Below are 17,411 nucleotides of genomic sequence, written 5' to 3'. Positions count from 1 at the left end.
TCCCTAGCCGTCCTCGCTCTCCGAGCCGACGGAGCCGACGGTCACCACGATCTTGCCGCGGGTGCGGCCCTCCTGGTTGCGCCGGTACGCCTCCGCCGCGTGTTCCAGCGGATACGTCTCCGACACGTGCACCGAGACCACGCCCTGCTCCACCAGCTCGGTCAGCCGCAGCAGGTCCTGTGCGTCCGGGCGCACCCAGCAGTAGCGGCCGCCGTAGCCGACGACATCGCCGTCGGCGATCGAGGCGAGACGTCCCTCCGGGGCCAGCAGGTTGGCCGAGACCGCCAGCGCCTCGCCGCCGACGGCGTCGAACACCGCGTCCACACCCTCGGGCGCGAGCCCCCGCACCCGCTCGGCCAGTCCCTCGCCGTACGTCACCGGCTCACAGCCGAGGCCCCGCAGGTAGTCGTGGTTGCCCTCGCTCGCCGTGCCGATCACCCGGGCACCCAGATGCCGGGCCAGCTGGACGGCGATCGAGCCGACGCCGCCCGCCGCCGCGTGCACCAGGACCGTCTCGCCCCGCCGGACCTCCAGCGCCTTGTACAGCACCTGGTAGGCGGTCAGTCCGGTCAGCGGCAGCCCGGCCGCCTGCGCGAAGGAGAGGTTGCGCGGCTTGCGGGCGAGGGTGCGCACGGGGGCGGCCACGTACTCGGCGAAGGTGCCGCGGGAGAGGAAGTCCTCGCGCACATAGCCGACGACCTCGTCACCGGCCGCGAACTCGGTGACGGAGACGCCCGGCCGCACCACCACCCCGGAGACGTCCCAGCCGGGGACCACCGGGAAGACGGCGTCGAGCATGCCGTCGAGGTAGCCCTCGCGGCACTTCCAGTCGACCGGGTTGACGGCGGCTGCGCGCACCTCGACCAGGACCGCGTCGGGGCCGACCTTGGGGTCGCGCACCTCGCCGTACTCCAGCACGTCCACGCCGCCGTACCGGCGGTAGCTGATGGCCTTCATGAGGTCGACCCTCAGGGGTGGCCGCACGCCACGCAAGCCGAATGAGGGCATTTGTACCGATCGCGTGGCAGCCTGTGCGGCGTCATCCCCCCACCCCGAAGGCGAGCGCCATGAGCACCCCGCACCAGGAACACACCGCGCACCCGCACGCCCACGGCCCGGACTGCGGCCACACCCCGGTACCGCACGGCGACCACGTCGACTACGCGCACGGCGGGCACCTGCACCGCGAGCACGGCGGGCACTGGGACGAGTGCGAGCCGGACGGCCACCTGGCGCACGAGGGGCACGACCACCGGCACGGTGACGGCTGCGGCCACGAGAGCGTGCTGCACGGCGACCACGTGGACTACCTGCACGACGGCCACCGGCACGCCGCGCACGAGGGCCACTGGGACGACCACTGACACCTGGCCGGGATCGCACGCCGACGGCTCCCCGCGGTTCTGCCCGGGGAGCCGTCGGCCTATCGTGGCTCCGATCACGTCGGCCCCGGCCACTGGACGACATACCGACCAGTCGGCATGATGGGTCGCGTCCCGTGAACGCGTCCGCTAAGGAGCACCGATGACCCCCGATCACCCGCCAGGTCTCGATCTCGACCGGCTGCGCGACCTGCTCGACCGCGAGCGGCCCGGTCTGGTGCGGGGCCCCCTGACCGGCCGGCTGATCGAGGGCGGACGCTCGAACCTGACGTACGCGGTCTCCGACGGCACCGCCAGGTGGGTCGTACGCCGTCCCCCGCTCGGCCATGTCCTGGCCACCGCGCACGACATGAAGCGCGAGCACCGGGTGATCAGCGCGCTGCACCCGACGAGCGTGCCGGTGCCGCGCCCGGTGCTGCTGTGCGAGGACCCCGGGAACGAGGCGGCGCCCGGGGCGCCGTTCTACGTCATGGAGTTCGTCGAGGGCACCCCGTACCGCACCGCCGACCAGCTCGCCCCGCTCGGCCCGGAGCGCACCCGCCAGGCGGTGCTGTCCCTGGTGGACACGCTGGTCGAGCTGCACGCGGTGGACCCGGCCGAGGCAGGGCTCGCCGACTTCGGCCGCCCCGAGGGCTTCCTGGACCGCCAACTGCGCCGGTGGGGCAAGCAGTTGGACGCCTCCCGCAACCGCGACCTGGCCGGCATCGACGAACTGCACGCGGCGCTCGGCCGCCAGTTGCCCGCCTCCCCCGCGCCGACGGTGATCCACGGCGACTACCGCCTCGACAACGTCCTGATCGGTGACGACGACGCGATCCGGGCGATCCTGGACTGGGAGATGTCCACGCTCGGCGATCCGCTCACCGACCTCGGGCTGCTGGTGATGTACAGCATGCCGCTCGGGATGCCCGACTCGCCCGTCTCCACCACCGCCGAGGCCCCCGGGCACCCCTCCCCCGCCGAGCTGGTCGAGCGCTACGCGGCCCGCTCGGGGCGGGACGTCTCGGCCGTGTCCTGGTACACGGCGTTCGCCTGGTTCAAGCTCGCCGTGATCCTGGAGGGCATCCACTACCGCTACACGCTGGGCCAGACCGTCGGCCGCGGTTTCGACCGCATCGGCGACCTGGTGCCGGTCTTCATCCAGCACGGTCTCACGACGCTTCAGGAAGGCTGACCGGTCATGGACTTCGCGTTCGACGCGCGCACCGAGGACCTGCGCGCCAAGCTGCTCGCCTTCATGGACGAGTACGTCCATCCCGCGGAGGCGGTGGCCGAGGAGCAGCGCGCCGCGCTCCCCTCCCCCTGGGAGACCCCGGCCGTGGTCGAGGAGCTGAAGGCCGAGGCGCGCCGGCAGGGCCTGTGGAACCTCTTCCTGCCGGACGCCGAGTACGGCGCCGGTCTCACCAACCTCCAGTACGCCCCGCTCGCCGAGATCACCGGCCGCTCCCCGCACCTGGCGCCGACCGCGCTGAACTGCGCGGCGCCCGACACCGGCAACATGGAGGTGCTCGCGCAGTTCGCCGACGAGCGGCAGAAGAAGCAGTGGCTCGAGCCGCTGCTGGCGGGCGAGATCCGCTCGGCGTTCGCGATGACCGAACCGGAGGTCGCCTCCTCCGACGCCACGAACATCACCACGCGCATCGAGCGCGACGGCGACGAGTACGTCATCACCGGCCGCAAGTGGTACATCTCCGGAGCGATGAACCCGGACTGCAAGATCTTCATCGTGATGGGCAAGACCGACCCCGACGGCGCGGACATCCGCCGCCAGCAGTCCATGGTCCTGGTCCCGCGCGACACCCCGGGCGTCACCGTCAGCCGCGCGATGAAGGTGTTCGGCTACGAGGACCACTACCACGGCGGCCACGCCGAGGTGGTCTTCGACCACGCGCGCGTGCCGGTGTCGAACCTGATCGGCGAGGAGGGCGGCGGCTTCGCCATCGCGCAGGCCCGCCTCGGCCCCGGCCGCATCCACCACTGCATGCGGCTGATCGGCATGGCCGAGCGGGCCATCGAGCTGATGTGCCGGCGGGCCGTCTCCCGCACCGCCTTCGGCAAGGCGCTGGCACAGCAGGGCGTGGTGCACAACTGGATCGCCGACGCGCGCGTGACGGTCGAGCAGCTGCGCCTGCTGGTGCTGAAGACGGCCTGGCTGATGGACACCGTCGGCAACCGGGGTGCCCACACCGAGATCCAGGCCATCAAGATCGCCACCCCGCGCGCGGTGGTGGACATCATCGACCGCGCGATCCAGCTGCACGGCGCGGGCGGCGTCAGCCAGGACTTCCCGCTGGCCGACCTGTACGCCGGCGCCCGCACCCTGATGATCGCCGACGGCCCGGACGAGGTGCACCAGCGGTCACTGGCCCGGCGGGAGTTGAAGAAGTACCTGTAGGCGTCGCCTAGGGGCGCAGGGCCCGCAGGAGCAGATCGGCCAGGTGGTCGGCGACCTCCTGCGGGCTCATCGGCCCGTCGGGGCGGTACCAGGTCGACAGGTGGTGGACGGAACCGAAGTGGTAGTCCACGACCAGGTCGGCCGGGGTGGCCGTGGAGAAGACGCCGGCCCGCTGACCCTCCTCGATCAGCGCGCGGAACCGCTCGTGGTACCTGCGCCGCTCGGCGCGCACCTGCTTGTTCTTCTCCGGGCTGAGGTGGTGCATCGAGCGGAAGAAGATCATCGCGTCGTCGAGGTTCTCGATCGTCGTGACGACGACGTCCGCCGCCGCGCCCCTCAGGCGCTTCTCGATCGGCTCGTCCGCGTTGGCGAACGCGTCCAGGCGCTCCTGCTGGACGCGCAGCACGCGCGCGTACACCTCGTGCAGGAGGTCGTCCTTGGAGCCGAAGTAGTGGTACAGCGCCCCCTTGGTGACGCCGGCCGCCTCGACGATCTCCTGCACGGAGGTGCGGTCGTAGCCCTGCTCGGCGAAGAGCCGGGTGGCGGCGGCCAGCAGCCGCTGCGGGACGGGGGTGCCGTCTGTGTCCGAAGTCCTGGGCACCTGCCGCCACCTGCCTTTCCGTTGGCCTACTTGCTGTCGTGCGGTCGGGAACGCAGTTCCCGACGGAGGATCTTCCCACTTGCCGTCTTGGGCAAGTCGGGCAGGATCTCCACCTGCCGCGGGTACTTGTAGGCGGCCAGTCTCTCCTTGCAGTACACCGCGAGTTCATCCGGGTCCGTGTCGGCGCCCGGACGCAGGCTGATGTACGCCTTGACGGTCTCGCCGCGGTACCCGTCGGGCACCCCGACGACGGCCGCCTCGCGCACCGCCGGATGGGTGTACAGGACGTCCTCGACCTCGCGCGGCCAGACCTTGAAGCCGGACGCGTTGATCATGTCCTTCTTGCGGTCGACGACGTAGAGCCAGCCCTGCTCGTCCATGAAGCCGATGTCGCCGGTGCGCAGCTCGCCGTCCGGGAACGTCTCGGCGGTGGCGTCGGGCCGCCGCCAGTAACCGGGCACCACCTGGGGGCCGCGGACGACGATCTCGCCCTGCTCCCCGAACGGCACCTCCTCGCCCCGGTCGTCGACGATCCGCACGACGGTCTCCGGCCCGGGCAGGCCCACGGCCAGCGTCCCGGACACGGGGTCGACGGGCGCCTCCAGATGGGGCGGCACGGACGCGCACGGCGCCGTGCACTCGGTCAGCCCGTAGCCGTTGCGGATGTACGGCCCGAAGCCCGCCCGGAACTTCTCCACCAGGGCCGGCGGCAGGGGCGCGCCGCCGCTGGAGATGTTGACGAAGGAGGAGAAGTGGTCCGGGGTGACGTCCGGGTGGGCGGCCAGTGCCATGAACGCCGTCGACGGCCCGACGGTGTAGTGCGGGCGGTGCTCGGCGAAGGCGTCGAGCACGACACCCGCCTCGAACCGGTACGTCAGCACGAGCGTCCCCGCGCTGTTGAGACACGCGCCGAGCTGGCACACCATCCCGGTGATGTGGAACAGCGGCGCCATCGCGTAGTACACGGGCCCGTCCGGCAGCGCGAGCCCCGTGCGCTGCCGCTCCGCGTTGTACATGATGTTGCCGTGCGTGTTGGTGGCGCCCTTGGGGGTGCCGCTGGTGCCCGAGGTGTAGCTGATCAGCGCGATGTCGGCGGGGCCGGGCGTACGCCCCTCGGGTGCCGTGCCGCCCGCCCGGGCGACGGTGACGAGGTCGTCGGCGTCCGGGGCCTGCGGGAGCCGTTCGAAGGAGAGCACGCGCGGGTCGTTCTGCGTCTGGAAGTCCAGCTCGCACGCCGTCAGCACCATCCGCACCGGCGAGCCGGCGGCCGTCTCGCGCAGATACGACTCCCAGGCCCGGTCGGAGCAGACCAGCGCGGCCACCTCGCCGTCCCGCAGGACGTGGGCGACCTCGCCCGACTTGTACATGGGGTTGACGGGCACGACGATCGCCCCCGCCTTCCACGCGCCCAGCAGGGCGAGCACGAAGTGCGGGGAGTTCTGCAGCAGGACCGCGACCCGGTCGCCGCGCTCCAGACCGCGCGCCGCGAGGTGCCCGGCGACGGAGTCGCTCAGCTCGTCGGCCTCGCGGTAGGTCAGGCGTCCGTCGAAGTAGGTGAGGAACACCCGCTCGGGCGTCTCGGCGACGGCCCGGCGCAGGGCGTGCACGAGGGAGCCGGCCGGCTCGACGGGGGCCCGCTGGGCGTCGTTGAGCAGCTCCAGCCAGGGCTTGGCCGCGTATCGGGACTCGGTCACCGTACCTGCTCCCACTTCTGCTGGACGCGGTTCATGCCGTCCAGCCACCGGTCGGGATCGGCGGCCCGGGCCTGGTAGTACTCGGCCACGAAGGGGTGCGGCAGGATCAGGAACCGGTCCTCCTCGATGCCCTTGAACAGCGCGTCGGCCACGTCCTCCGGCTCGATCGCGGTCGGCTTGAGCACCAGGTCGCCCGCGCTGCCGGCGGCCGTGAGCATGTCGGTGCGCACGCCCTGCGGGCAGATCGCGTGGACCTTGATCCCGCGGTGCCGGTAGGTCAGCGACAGGTACTCGGCGAAGGCGTAGGCGCCGTGCTTGGTGACGCTGTAGGGCGCGGAGCCGATCATGGTGAGCAGCCCGGCGGCCGACACGGTCGACACGAACCGCCCGCTGCCGCGCTCCAGCCAGGCGGGCAGCAGTTCGTGGGCCGCCCGCACGTGCGCCATGACGTTCACGTCCCAGGAGGTCGCCCAGGCCGCCTCGTCGAGCGGCTTGTCCACGTTGCCGCCCTCGAACCCGACCCCGGCGTTGGCGCAGTACACGTCGACGGTGCCGCCCAGCGCGTCCCGCGCCTCCCCGATCACCGCGGAGGCGTCCCCGGCGACCGCGATCCCCCCGATCTCGTCGGCGACCGCCTCGGCCCGCTCCCCGTCCAGGTCGTTGACGACGACCCGGGCCCCTTCGGCGGCGAACCGCCGTGCGAGGGCGGCCCCGATCCCACCCCCGGCCCCCGTGACGACCACACCAGCACCCTGAACGGCTCCCACCATCGGTCTCCTTCGACTCCGGCTCGCAGGCAAGGTCGAGACTAACCGGTCGGTATGTTGAACGGAAGGGCGGCCGGAACGCCGGGTGAGGGGCGACCCGCGGCTTTCACACGGCCCGCGGGGGCAATACCGTGCCCCCCATGCGCCCATCCAGACGAGCACTCCTCGCAGCGACCACGGCAGCAACAGCCCTCTCCGCCGCCCACCCGGCCTCCGCCGCCCCGCGCCCCCGCACCCGGACCGGCTTCGAGCGCCTGGCCGAGGACGGCTACAGCCTCCTCGACGGCCGGCGGGTCGGCATCGTCACCAACCCCACCGGCGTCACCCGGGACGTCCGCCACATCGTCGACGTCATGCACGCCGACCCCCGCGTCCGGCTGACGGCCGTCTTCGGCCCGGAGCACGGCTTCCGCGGCACCGCCCAGGCCGGCGGCTCCGAGGGCCGCTACGACGACCCGGCCACCGGCCTGCCCGTCTACGACACGTATCTGAAGAGCGGCCGCCCGCTGGCCGACGTTTTCACCGCCTCCGGCGTGGACACCGTCGTCTTCGACATCCAGGACGTCGGCGCCCGCTTCTACACGTACATCTGGACGCTGTACGACTGCATGGAGGCCGCCCAGCTGGCCGGCAAGCGCGTGGTCGTGCTGGACCGCCCGAACCCGGTGACCGGGCGCAGTGCCCAAGGGCCCGTGCTGCACCGGGAGTTCGCGACCTTCGTCGGCCGGCAGCCGATCGCGCAGGCGCACGGCATGACGGTCGCCGAGCTGGCCCGGCTGTTCAACGGGGAGTTCCTGAGCACGCCGGTCCCGCTGGAGACCGTGCCGATGACGGGCTGGCGGCGCACGGACTTCTACGACGCCTCCGCGCTGCCCTGGGTGCCGCCGAGCCCCAACATGCCGACCCCGGACACCGCCCTGGTGTACTCGGGCACCTGCCTGTTCGAGGGGACGAACCTCTCGGAGGGCCGTGGCACGACCCGGCCGTTCGAACTGCTGGGCGCCGACGGCATCGACGGGCGGTGGGCGGCCGAGGCCGGCCGACTGGGGTTGCCGGGCGTGCACTTCAGGGAGGCGTACTTCGCGCCGACCTTCTCCAAGTTCCAGGGCAGGACGATCGGCGGCGTGCAGCTCCACGTGCACGACCGGGAGGCGTACGACCCGGTGCGTACCGGGATCGCGCTGCTGGTGACCGCGAAGAAGGTGTGGAGCGGCTTCGCCTGGCGCTCCGACGGCTGGATCGACAAGCTGACGGGCTCGGACCGGGTGCGCACGATGATCGACGCGGGGGCGGACACCTACGAGGTGGTGGCCGCCTGGCAGGAGGAGCTGACGGCGTTCCGCCGGGTGCGACGGCACTACCTGCTCTACCGCTGAGTCACGCACGGGTGCGCGGCGTATGGCCAACCCCGCCCGGTAGCAGGACGATGCGCCCACAGCGCGCCGCTCCGGGGGACAAGGGGGCCTGTCATGGCGCAGGGAACACAGCCGGAAACGATGGTGCGGCCTTACTGGGAGCTGACCTTCGACGCGGACGGTGACGTCGACGGCGCCGAGCGGGACCGGCTGCTCACCGGGGTACCGGGACACGGCGTCCGCGACCTGATCGTCTTCGCGCACGGCTGGAACAACGACCGCGCCGGCGCGACCCGGCTCTACCGCCGCTTCTTCGCGCCGATCCCCGCGCTGGCGCCGGGGGCCGGACTCGGGTACGTGGGCGTCGTCTGGCCGTCGATGCGGTTCGCGGACGAGCCGATCCCGGACTTCCCGCGGTCCGTGGCGGCCGACATGCCGCGCCGCCCCGTGCTGGACAAGGACTCCCGGCACGCGCTGCTGGAGTCCTTCCCGGGCCGGGCCACCGTGATCGACCAGCTGGCGCGGCTGCTGGACCAGCAGCCGCGTGAGGACGCCGAGCTGGAGGAGTTCGGGCGGCTGGTGCGGCTGCTGGTGGACGTGGTGCCGCCGGGGCCGCAGGCGCAGTTCGCGGCGGACACGCTGGCGGAGGGGGTGCCGCAGAACGAGCCGGACATGCTCGCGGGGTCCACGGCGGACGTCTGCGACGCGTTCGCGCGGGCGCTGGCCGGACTGGACGGCGCCCAGGAGGGGTTCGGCCTGCCCAATCCCTGGGACGGCGCGCACGAGTTGCTGCGGCAGGCGACGTACTACGCCATGAAGCGGCGCGCGGGAACCGTCGGCGAGCGCGGGCTCGGCCGGGTGGTCGGGCAGCTCGCCGAGCGGGCGCCCGAGGTGCGGGTGCATCTCGTCGGGCACAGCTTCGGCGGGCGGCTGGTGTCGTTCGCGCTGCGCGGGCTGCCGGACGGGGTGCGCACGGTGAAGTCGGTGACGTTGCTGCAAGGGGCCTTCTCGCACTACGCGTTCGCCGCGCGGCTGCCGCACGACCCGCGCGCGGGAGGCGTCCTGCAGGGGCAGCAGAACCGCGTCGACGGCCCCCTGGTGTGCTGCTACTCCCGCTTCGACTCGGCCCTGGGCACCCTCTACCCGCTGGCCTCGCGCATGGCGGGCGACGCGCAGGGGCTGCTGGAGGGGTTCGGCCTCGGGGAGATGCTGGGCGCCAAGTGGGGGGCGATGGGGCACGACGGGGTGCAGGCGGTGCCGGGCACGCGCGCGTACACCCTCGCCGACGCCCTCGCCGGCACGCTGCCCGCCTCCGGCTGCGTCAACATCGACGCGGCCGAGGTGGTCCGGCGCGGCGATCCGCCGTCCAGGGCGCACAGCGACATCGTGCACCCCGAACTGGCACGGGTGGTGCTGGCGGCGGGCCGCATCCGCTGACCCGCCGCCGACGGGGCCGGCCTACCGGTGCGAGGTGAACTCCACCACCTGCTGGTAGGTGGGCCGGTTCTGCCAGCTGATGTTGTAGTGCTTGATGCCGCCCAGGGTGCGCTGGACGATCGAGTCGGCGCACCACTGGTCGCCCGCCGAGCACAGGTCGTCACCCGGGTAGACGGTGGACGCCGAGGTGCCGGCCGCCGTCTTCAGGGTGCTGATCAGGATGTCCCGGCAGGAGCTGAGGCTGCCGCCGCCGCAGTACTTCTCGGCCAGCGGGCCCTGGACCGTCTCCCCGAGCACCGACCGGATGTCCTTGTCGACATAGCTCCACCAGCCGTACTGGAAGGAGCTGCCCGCGTGCGAGCCGGTGGGCCCGTGCGCGGCCGACGGGGACTCGTCGACGGGGAGGTTGGCGGTGAAGGCGGTGTAGAGGTCGCTGCCGAGGCCGGGCTGGAACTCGGCCTTCACCAGCAGCGGCCACCAGGCGTCCAGGATGCGGATCGCGTCGGCGTTGGCGTACGTCTTGGAGCCCGCCGACGTCTCCGTGCGCTGGGCGCCCGCGCTGACCCACGCCTGCAGCTTGCCGACCGCCGCCGCGGCCGTGGAGTCGGTCACCGTGGAGCTGTTGATGACCTTCAGCAGCTTCGGCAGCACGTCCTCGGCGCGCAGGTCGGCCAGGGCCGCGTCGGCCATCGCCTGCACCAGTTTCGTCCGGGTCACCCCGCCCGCGGCGACCAGCTTCCGCACCCGGTCCTCCAGCAGGTTGCCGCGGTGCACGGAGCCCTCGCCCCAGGGCGCGGCCGCGTAGTCCAGGGCCTGCTTGTTGTTCCAGGAGATGTAGTAGTCCTGGTCGATGGAGTTGGGGTGCGCGGAAGCCGGGGTGTAGTCGGCCGTGTTGGTGGCGGGGTTCCAGTTCCGCCACTCGTAGGCGGCCTGCCCCCAGACCGGGAACTCGGCGTCGACGCCGCTCGCGCGCACCGGGTTGTTCCCGCTGTTGTAGTACGCGGTGTGCGAGGAGTCGGCGTAGAACCAGTTGAAGGTGTAGTTGATGTGCTGCACCGCGCTCTGGAAGGTCTGCGGGCTCTTGACGTAGTCCGGGTCGTTCAGCATCTGGAAGCCGATGATCGAGTCGGCCTCGTGCATGTAGGAGGAGCGCAGGGTGGTGTAGGCGACCTTCTTGCCGCCGACGGTCGCCCGGTACTCCACGGGCCCGTACTTCGTCTTCCACACGCGCATGGTGTACGACCCCGCGGCCGTGCCGTCGGCCGTCGTCGGTGACCAGGAGTTCTTCTGCTCGATCTTGTCCATGGCCGTGCAGGTGCCGTGGTACAGGTAGTGGTAGTCGTCCTGGCACAGCTCGACGGCGTAGGTGTCGATGATGTCCTGGCCGGAGGTCGTGGCGCTCCACGCGTAGTCCTGGCCGCGGCCGAGTTCGACGTACATGCTCAGGCCGGCGAAGGAGGCGCCGCGGGCGCTGATGCCCGGGCCCTGGATCTCCTGGAGCATGAGCAGCTGGGGGGCGAAGTAGCCGGTCTGCGGCCCGAAGACGGCGACCGGGTGGCCGCTGGCGGTGTACTTGCCGCTCACCACGAGGGCGTTGGACATCCCGCGCCGGGCGGAGCTGAGGGCGCTCGCGGTCGCCGCGGCGGAGGCGGCGTCGGCGCTCTGGTCGGCGCCGGTGCCGGTGGCGTCGTAGACGAGGGGCTCCGTGGTCACCGAGCCGGCGTCGGGCAGGGCCTCGCCCTGGGGGCTGTCGGGCCTGGTGGCGTACGGGAAGCTCTCGCCGTTGTGGACGGTGAGGACGGCCTCGGGGTCGTTGCGCTCGCGGAAGGACTCCCAGACCTTGGTGCCCTCCGTGACGCCGTACTGCTCCTGCGCGGCGAGCAGGGAGACCGCGTTGTTGACCTCACCGCCGCCGCCGGAGCCGAACAGGGCGCCGATGACGGAGGCCAGCGCCACCAGGTCGGTGATCTTGAAGTGGTCGATCGTGCCGGCGTTGGTGATCGAGTCCTTGTGGCCGGTCAGGACGTACTCGCCGGGGAAGTAGCGGCCGGAGTCGGAGGCGTCGATGTAGGAGTTGATGCCGTCGAGATAGGCGTTGGCGTCGGCGAGGGCCTGCTGGCCGCGGGTGCCGTTGGCCGCGACGGCGTTGTCGATCTGCGCCTGGAGGTCGGCCTCGGAGTAGGGGGCGTTGCGGTAGAACTGCTGCTCCAGCCCCTGGTTGGCGGCCGCGCCGCCCGCGAACGCGGTCAGCTGGCCGCGGCCGACGTGCCGGAAGACGTCCATGAGCCACAGCCGGTCCTCGGCCGCCGCGTACCCGGCTCCGAACTCGGTGCCGTACCTGGTGGTACCGGTGATGTGGGGGACGCCCGTCTTCTTGTCGCGGACGATCGTCACGTCGCCGCGCCCGGTGGGCTTCTCGGTGGAGGCGACTTGATCGGACGAGACCCCGAACGACGCGTCGTTGAAGAAGGTGTTGATCGTCGACGTGGTGAGCGTCGAGTAGCCCTTGGCCAGGTTGGCGTAGGGGCCGAGCTGGTCCTCGGCGTGGGCGGGCTGGGAGCCGAAGGCCTGGTTGAGCAGGATCTGGGCCAGGGTCGCGTTGCCGTTCTCGCCGGGCGGCAGGATGTCGGAACACTGGCCGCCGCAGTAGTCGTTCGAGGTCGCGGCCTGGGCCGTGGTCTGGGCAAGCGGGGACAAAAGTCCGGCAATCAGGGCGCATACCGCAGCGGTCTTCAGGAACCCGGGAAGTCCGCTGGGAGTTCTCAGTCTGTCAAGCAGGTTACGTGCGGGACGCCGTGGCATGGCAGCTCCTACCGACGGGGGGGTGAGCCGGGACGTTACCGCCGGTATCCCCGGCTTTGAAGATGAACATGCGTCAACTTTTGGCATCGGTACGCCGCTTATGGCGTCCATCCGAAATCGGATGGACGGGGAGGGAGCCGAATCGCGTGTCGATACGTCTATTCGGCGACGTCCGTACGACGACGCCGAAGTGACCGAAGTACAAGGTGCAGGTGTGACGGAGGTGCAGGGCGATGGCCGGTTTCCGGAGTCTGGCGAGACAGGTCCGCGATCCGCGGTGCGATCTGGCACTGCGGCGCTACTCACTGCGCAAGTGCCTGGAGCGGTTCGCTCCTTACGGGCACAGGGCGACCTGGGACCACTTGTGCTCCCGGGCGGGGTTCGGCCCCGAGGACCGCTCCCCCGATCCGGCGCGGCTCGTGGCCGCACTGGAGGAGCTGGAGGAGGCGCGTTCGGTCTGGCTGGCCTATGAGGTCGAGTTCGCCGAGCGGCGCAAGAAGGAGAAGCACGACGGGCTGCGCAGGCCCGGCAGCGTGGACGACTGGCACCGGATGACGTGGGGCGGTTTCGGTGTCGCGTGGTGCGACGACCCGCGGGTCCACCCCCGTGAACCGCTGGCCGAGGTGCTGCGCCGGCTGATCTCCGCGCTGGAGCGGGAGCCGGGCTGCGAGTGCCCGGTGTGCGGCGGGGAGCGGCTGGTCTGGAAGTACGACCTCGATCACGAACCCTCGACGGGTCCGGTCTGCACGGACTGCGGAATCCTCGTCCCGCGTCCCGTGCTCACGCCCGAGGCCCTCGCCTACGCACGGCGCGGCAGGCTGCTGATGTCGGCCTGAGCACGACGGGGGTGCGCCGGGGATGCCGCACCCCCTCTGTTTCCACGGACTGTTCGCTTCGCTTACGCGCACTACCCGGCCGCGGCCGCCCCAACCGACACACGACCTCCGGCTGCGGGGGCCTTGGTTGCGGGGGCGGTGGTTGCGTGCACTTAAGCTGCGCGGGCCTTGGCTGCGGGGGCTGTGGCCGTGCAGGCTCTGGCCCAGCGGGCTGTGGCTGCGTGCACTTCGGCTGCGAGGGCCTTGGCTGTGGGAGCCGTGCAGGCTCTGGCCGAGGGGCTTTGGCTGTGCCGGCTTTGGCTGCGTGCACTTTGGCTGCGTGTGCCTTGGCTGTGGGGGCTGTGGCCGTGCAGGCTCTGGCCGAGCGGGCTTTGGCTGCGTGCGCTTTGGCCGCGCGCGCCTTGGCTGTGGGAGCTGTGCCTGTGCAGGCTCTGGCCGAGGGGCTTTGGCTGTGCGGGCTGTGGTTGCGTGCGCCTTGGCTGCGTGCGCTTTGGCTATGCCGGCTTTGGCTGCGGGGGCTGTCGTTGCGTGCAGTTCGGCTGCGCGGGCTTTGGCTGTGCCGGCTGTGGCTGCGCGGCTCTCTGGCCGGGTGCGCTGCATCCGGGCGTTCTTGCGCCGCACCTTCTCGTGGCCGCACGTGCTCTTGGCGCCGGGTGCGGTTGCCGTCAGCGCGCGCTTGGCTGCTCGCGGTCTCTCTCCACGCACTCTTGGCTGCGTGCGCTTGTTGGCCTATGCGCCGCACCCTCTCGGTGCCGCACGTGCTCCGGGCGCCGTCTCCGTCACCGCACCCTCATGGCTGGGCGCGGTCTCTCTCCACGCACTCTTGGCTGCGTGCGCTTGTTGGCCTATTCGCCGCACCCTCTCGGTGCCGCACGTGCTCCGGGCGCCGGGCGCCGTCTCCGTCACCGCACCCTCATGGCTGGGCGCGGTCCCTCTGTGCGCACTCTTGGCTGCGTGCGCTTGTTGGCCTATGCGCCACACCCTCTCGGTGCCGCACGTGCTCCGGGCGCCGGGCGCCGTCTCCGTCACCGCACCCTCTTGGCTGGGCGCGGTCCTTCTGTGCGCGCTCTTTCCTGCGCCCCCTCTGGGCTGCGTGTGCTTGTCGGCCCTACCCTCTCGTGGCCGCACCGGCCCTTGGCTGTGCGGGGGCCCCGTTCGGCGTGCTGCTCCCGTGCGTGTGTCTGCGCGGGTAGGGCACCATCGGACGCATGGTGCAGGTGTGTCTCAACGGCCCCCGGAATGCCGCCGACGGCGCGATCGTGCCGTTGACTCCCGAGGCGCTGGCCGACTCCGCGGCGGAGGCCGTCGCGGCCGGGGCCACGGACGTGCATGTCCATCCCAAGACGCCGTGCGGACACGACTCGCTCTCCCCCCGCGTCGTCGCTCCGGTCCTGGAGGCCATCCGGGCGCGGGTGCCCGTGCCCGTGCCCGTCGGCGTGACCACCGGCGCCTGGGCGGAACCCGACCCGGCGGCCCGCCTCGAGCGCGTGCGCAGCTGGACGGTGCTGCCCGACCACGCCTCGGTCAACTGGCACGAGGACGGCGCCGAGGAACTGGCCGCCGCCCTGATGGAACGCGGCGTCGGCGTCGAGGCCGGCGTCTGGTCCGGCACGGACGGCGCCGCCCGCTTCGCCGCCTCGCCGCTCGGACCGCGGGTGCTGCGGGTGCTGGCGGAGGTGACGGACCCCTCGCCGGACACCGCCGAGGACAGCGCGCGTGCCCTGCTGGCCGCCCTCGGCCCGGCGCACGGACGCCCGGTGCTGCTGCACGGGGAGGAGGGCGGCGCCTGGCCGGTGCTGCGGCTGGCGCGACGGCTGGGCCTGGCGACCCGGATCGGCCTGGAGGACACGCTGCTCCTGCCAGACGGCCGACGGGCGCTGTCCAACGCCGAGTTGGTGACGGCGGCGCTGGTCCGGCCCGACGGTAACAGCCGCTAATCCGCTCGCTCCACCCTTTTCCCGTCCGGACAGTGGGGAGGCGATGAAACCCAGCTGACCTTCTCCGGGAGTTGTCCATGTCGACGCACCGCGTCACCGCCGAAGTGCTGACCGTGCACGAGCATCCCCACGCCGACGCGCTCGAACTGGCCCAGGTGGGCCTGTACCGCGCCGTCGTCGCCAAGGGCGCCTACCGCACCGGTGAGGCCGCCCTCTACATCCCCGAGCAGTCGGTGCTGCCGGCCGGGCTGATCGAGGAGCTGGGGCTGACCGGGCGGCTGGCGGGCGGCAACGCGGACCGCGTCAAGGCGGTGCGGCTGCGCGGGGAGCTGTCGCAGGGCATCGTGTGCCGGCCGACGGCGCTCGCGGACGTCGACCTGGCGCGGGCCGCGGCACAGCGCACCGACTTCGCGGAGGTGCTCGGCATCACCAAGTGGGTGCCGCCCGTCCCGACCTCGATGAGCGGCGAGGTGGAGTCCGCGCCCGACCTGCTGCCCTGGGTCGACATCGAGAACGTCCAGCGGTTTCCGGACATCTTCCCACCGGGCGAGGCCGTGGTCCTGACCGAGAAGGTGCACGGGTCGGCGTGCCTGCTCACCTACGTCGCCGACACGGGGCGGGTGCACGTCTCCTCCAAGGGCTTCGGCGCCAAGTCCCTGGCGCTGAAGGAGGATCCGCGCAACCTGTACTGGCGGGCGGTGCGCGCGCACGGTGTCGCCGAGGCGGCGGCCCGGCTGGCCGGGCGGCTGGGCGCGCGCCGGGTGGGGATCTTCGGCGAGGTGTACGGCGCCGGGGTGCAGGACCTGACGTACGGCGCGGACGGGCGGCGCGAGAGCCTCGGATACGCCGTCTTCGACGTGTCCGCGGAGATCGACGGCGCCGTGCGCTGGCTGGACGCGGCCGAACTGCTGGGCGGGCGCCTGCCGTTGGTGCCCCGGCTGTACGAGGGCCCGTACGACGTGCGGCGGGTGCTGGAGCTCGCCGCCGGCCGGGAGACCGTCTCGGGCCGCGGGCTGCACCTGCGCGAGGGGGTCGTCGTCCGGCCCGCCGTGGAGCGCTACAGCCCGGTGACGGGCGGCAGGGCGATCGCGAAGGCGGTCAGCCCGGCCTACCTGACCCGCAAGGGCGGAACGGAGTACGAGTGAGCCACGGCCGCCGCGGGCTACGCGCCCCGGCGGCCGTTGCCCCGTTCCACCATCAGCCGCGATCCCGTCAGGCGGTCGCCGAAGACGTCGTCCGGGTTGGACAGCACGCAGCTGTCCAGGGACAGGCAGCCGCAGCCGATGCAGTCGGTGAGGTGGTCGCGGAGGCGGTTGAGCTGTCTGATGCGCTCCTCCAGCTCCGAGCGCCAGGCCTCGGACAGACGGGCCCAGTCCTCGCGGGTGGGGGTGCGTTCCTCGGGGAGTTCGGCGAGTGCCTCGCGGATGGTGGCCAGGGGGATGCCGACGCGCTGGGCCGCCCGTATGAAGGCGACCCGGCGCAGCGTGTCGCGGCTGTAACGGCGCTGGTTGCCGGCGGTGCGCCGGCTGGTGATCAGGCCCTTGGACTCGTAGAAGTGCAGGGCGGACACCGAGGCGCCGCTGCGGGCGGCGAGCCGGCCGACCGTGAGCTCGTGGATCTTCTCGGGAATCTGGGGCACTCCTCGAACCCTACCCACCGGTCCGCGCGTTGACAGGGGCTCCCCCGGCGACCATGCTAAGCAGTTGCTTAGACATGCGACGAGGGCACGGGAGGCCGGGACATGGCAGAGCCGAGGATCTTCACGTCCGCCGACGAACTGAAGGCGGCCGTGGGCGAGCAGCTGGGCCACAGCGACTGGGTGGAGGTCGACCAGAAGCGGATCGACCTGTTCGCCGACGCGACGGGCGACCACCAGTGGATCCACGTGGACCCGGAGAAGGCCAAGTCCGGGCCCTTCGGCACCACCATCGCGCACGGCTACCTGACCCTGTCGCTGCTGCCCCTGTTCGGACCGCAGCTGCTCAAGGTCGAGGGCGTCAAGATGGGCGTCAACTACGGCACCAACAAGGTCCGCTTCCCCGCCCCCGTGCCGGTCGGCTCGCGGCTGCGGGCGACGGCGACGATCACGGGCGTCGACGACGTGCCGGGCGGTGTGCAGCTGACGGTCGCCTTCACCGTGGAGCGCGAGGGCGGCGACAAGCCGGTGTGCGTCGCGGAGTCCGTGTCGCGGTACTACCTGTGACC

Annotated in this window: 15 protein-coding genes; 9 read left to right on the top strand and 6 right to left on the bottom strand. The window is 72.0% G+C overall.

Going from position 1 to position 17,411, the window contains the following annotated elements:
- Positions 1–3: 3 nt before the first annotated feature.
- Positions 4–957, bottom strand: a complete 954-nt coding sequence (locus tag ACYF6T_RS35635; RefSeq protein WP_461701760.1) for an NADP-dependent oxidoreductase — start codon at positions 955–957, stop codon at positions 4–6.
- Positions 958–1,067: 110 nt separating this feature from the next.
- On the opposite strand from ACYF6T_RS35635, the gene ACYF6T_RS35630 reads away from it, so the two are divergent.
- The 3 genes from ACYF6T_RS35630 to ACYF6T_RS35620 all read left to right on the top strand — a co-directional run bounded on the left by ACYF6T_RS35630 (position 1,068) and on the right by ACYF6T_RS35620 (position 3,777).
- A complete protein-coding gene (locus ACYF6T_RS35630; RefSeq protein WP_461701759.1) occupies positions 1,068–1,364 on the top strand; it encodes a hypothetical protein in 297 nt (98 codons plus the stop codon).
- A 160-nt stretch (positions 1,365–1,524) separates the two neighbouring features.
- Complete coding sequence (locus tag ACYF6T_RS35625) at positions 1,525–2,556, top strand: phosphotransferase family protein (RefSeq protein ID WP_461701758.1); 1,032 nt, start codon at positions 1,525–1,527, stop codon at positions 2,554–2,556.
- Positions 2,557–2,562: 6 nt separating this feature from the next.
- The gene (locus ACYF6T_RS35620) at positions 2,563–3,777 is read left to right on the top strand and encodes an acyl-CoA dehydrogenase family protein (protein WP_461701757.1); all 1,215 of its coding nucleotides are present in this window, start codon (positions 2,563–2,565) and stop codon (positions 3,775–3,777) included.
- 7 nt (positions 3,778–3,784) lie between these two features.
- Here the strand turns inward: ACYF6T_RS35620 and ACYF6T_RS35615 are convergent, their stop codons facing one another.
- From ACYF6T_RS35615 to ACYF6T_RS35605, 3 genes are read right to left on the bottom strand one after another with little or no spacing between them, the layout of a single operon-like run.
- Positions 3,785–4,378 carry a TetR/AcrR family transcriptional regulator gene (locus ACYF6T_RS35615; protein ID WP_461701756.1) on the bottom strand — a complete coding sequence of 198 codons (594 nt, stop codon included), beginning with the start codon at positions 4,376–4,378 and terminating at the stop codon, positions 3,785–3,787.
- Positions 4,379–4,404: 26 nt separating this feature from the next.
- Positions 4,405–6,072 carry a class I adenylate-forming enzyme family protein gene (locus ACYF6T_RS35610; protein ID WP_461701755.1) on the bottom strand — a complete coding sequence of 556 codons (1,668 nt, stop codon included), beginning with the start codon at positions 6,070–6,072 and terminating at the stop codon, positions 4,405–4,407.
- Positions 6,069–6,842, bottom strand: a complete 774-nt coding sequence (locus tag ACYF6T_RS35605) for an SDR family oxidoreductase (protein ID WP_461701754.1) — start codon at positions 6,840–6,842, stop codon at positions 6,069–6,071. The genes ACYF6T_RS35610 and ACYF6T_RS35605 overlap by 4 nt, the downstream gene beginning before the upstream one ends.
- 137 nt (positions 6,843–6,979) lie before the next feature.
- Here ACYF6T_RS35605 and ACYF6T_RS35600 point away from each other — a divergent pair, with 137 nt between their 5' ends.
- Together ACYF6T_RS35600 and ACYF6T_RS35595 are read left to right on the top strand one after the other, a co-directional pair.
- On the top strand, positions 6,980–8,215 hold the full coding sequence (locus ACYF6T_RS35600; RefSeq protein ID WP_461701753.1) for an exo-beta-N-acetylmuramidase NamZ family protein: 1,236 nt from the start codon (positions 6,980–6,982) through the stop codon (positions 8,213–8,215).
- 93 nt (positions 8,216–8,308) lie between these two features.
- Positions 8,309–9,631 carry a serine-threonine protein kinase gene (locus ACYF6T_RS35595; protein WP_461701751.1) on the top strand — a complete coding sequence of 441 codons (1,323 nt, stop codon included), beginning with the start codon at positions 8,309–8,311 and terminating at the stop codon, positions 9,629–9,631.
- 21 nt (positions 9,632–9,652) lie between these two features.
- Here the strand turns inward: ACYF6T_RS35595 and ACYF6T_RS35590 are convergent, their stop codons facing one another.
- Entirely contained in the window at positions 9,653–12,433 is a 2,781-nt protein-coding gene (locus ACYF6T_RS35590; protein ID WP_461701749.1) for a penicillin acylase family protein, read from the bottom strand.
- A gap of 233 nt (positions 12,434–12,666) precedes the next feature.
- Here ACYF6T_RS35590 and ACYF6T_RS35585 point away from each other — a divergent pair, with 233 nt between their 5' ends.
- The 3 genes from ACYF6T_RS35585 to ACYF6T_RS35575 all read left to right on the top strand — a co-directional run bounded on the left by ACYF6T_RS35585 (position 12,667) and on the right by ACYF6T_RS35575 (position 16,351).
- Complete coding sequence (locus tag ACYF6T_RS35585) at positions 12,667–13,269, top strand: hypothetical protein (RefSeq protein WP_461701747.1); 603 nt, start codon at positions 12,667–12,669, stop codon at positions 13,267–13,269.
- A gap of 1,208 nt (positions 13,270–14,477) precedes the next feature.
- A complete protein-coding gene (locus ACYF6T_RS35580) occupies positions 14,478–15,206 on the top strand; it encodes a 3-keto-5-aminohexanoate cleavage protein (protein WP_461701746.1) in 729 nt (242 codons plus the stop codon).
- A gap of 77 nt (positions 15,207–15,283) precedes the next feature.
- A complete protein-coding gene (locus ACYF6T_RS35575; protein ID WP_461701744.1) occupies positions 15,284–16,351 on the top strand; it encodes an RNA ligase (ATP) in 1,068 nt (355 codons plus the stop codon).
- 17 nt (positions 16,352–16,368) lie between these two features.
- On the opposite strand, the gene soxR is transcribed toward ACYF6T_RS35575, so the two are convergent.
- Positions 16,369–16,845, bottom strand: a complete 477-nt coding sequence (gene soxR, locus ACYF6T_RS35570) for a redox-sensitive transcriptional activator SoxR (RefSeq protein WP_461701743.1) — start codon at positions 16,843–16,845, stop codon at positions 16,369–16,371.
- Positions 16,846–16,947: 102 nt separating this feature from the next.
- Here soxR and ACYF6T_RS35565 point away from each other — a divergent pair, with 102 nt between their 5' ends.
- Positions 16,948–17,409: a MaoC family dehydratase gene (locus ACYF6T_RS35565; RefSeq protein WP_461701742.1), complete on the top strand. Its 462-nt coding sequence runs from the start codon at positions 16,948–16,950 to the stop codon at positions 17,407–17,409.
- The last annotated feature ends 2 nt before the right edge of the window (positions 17,410–17,411 follow it).

The organism is Streptomyces sp. 7R007 (assembly GCF_054850255.1).
This window is presented reverse-complemented; position numbering and strand designations above follow the sequence as displayed.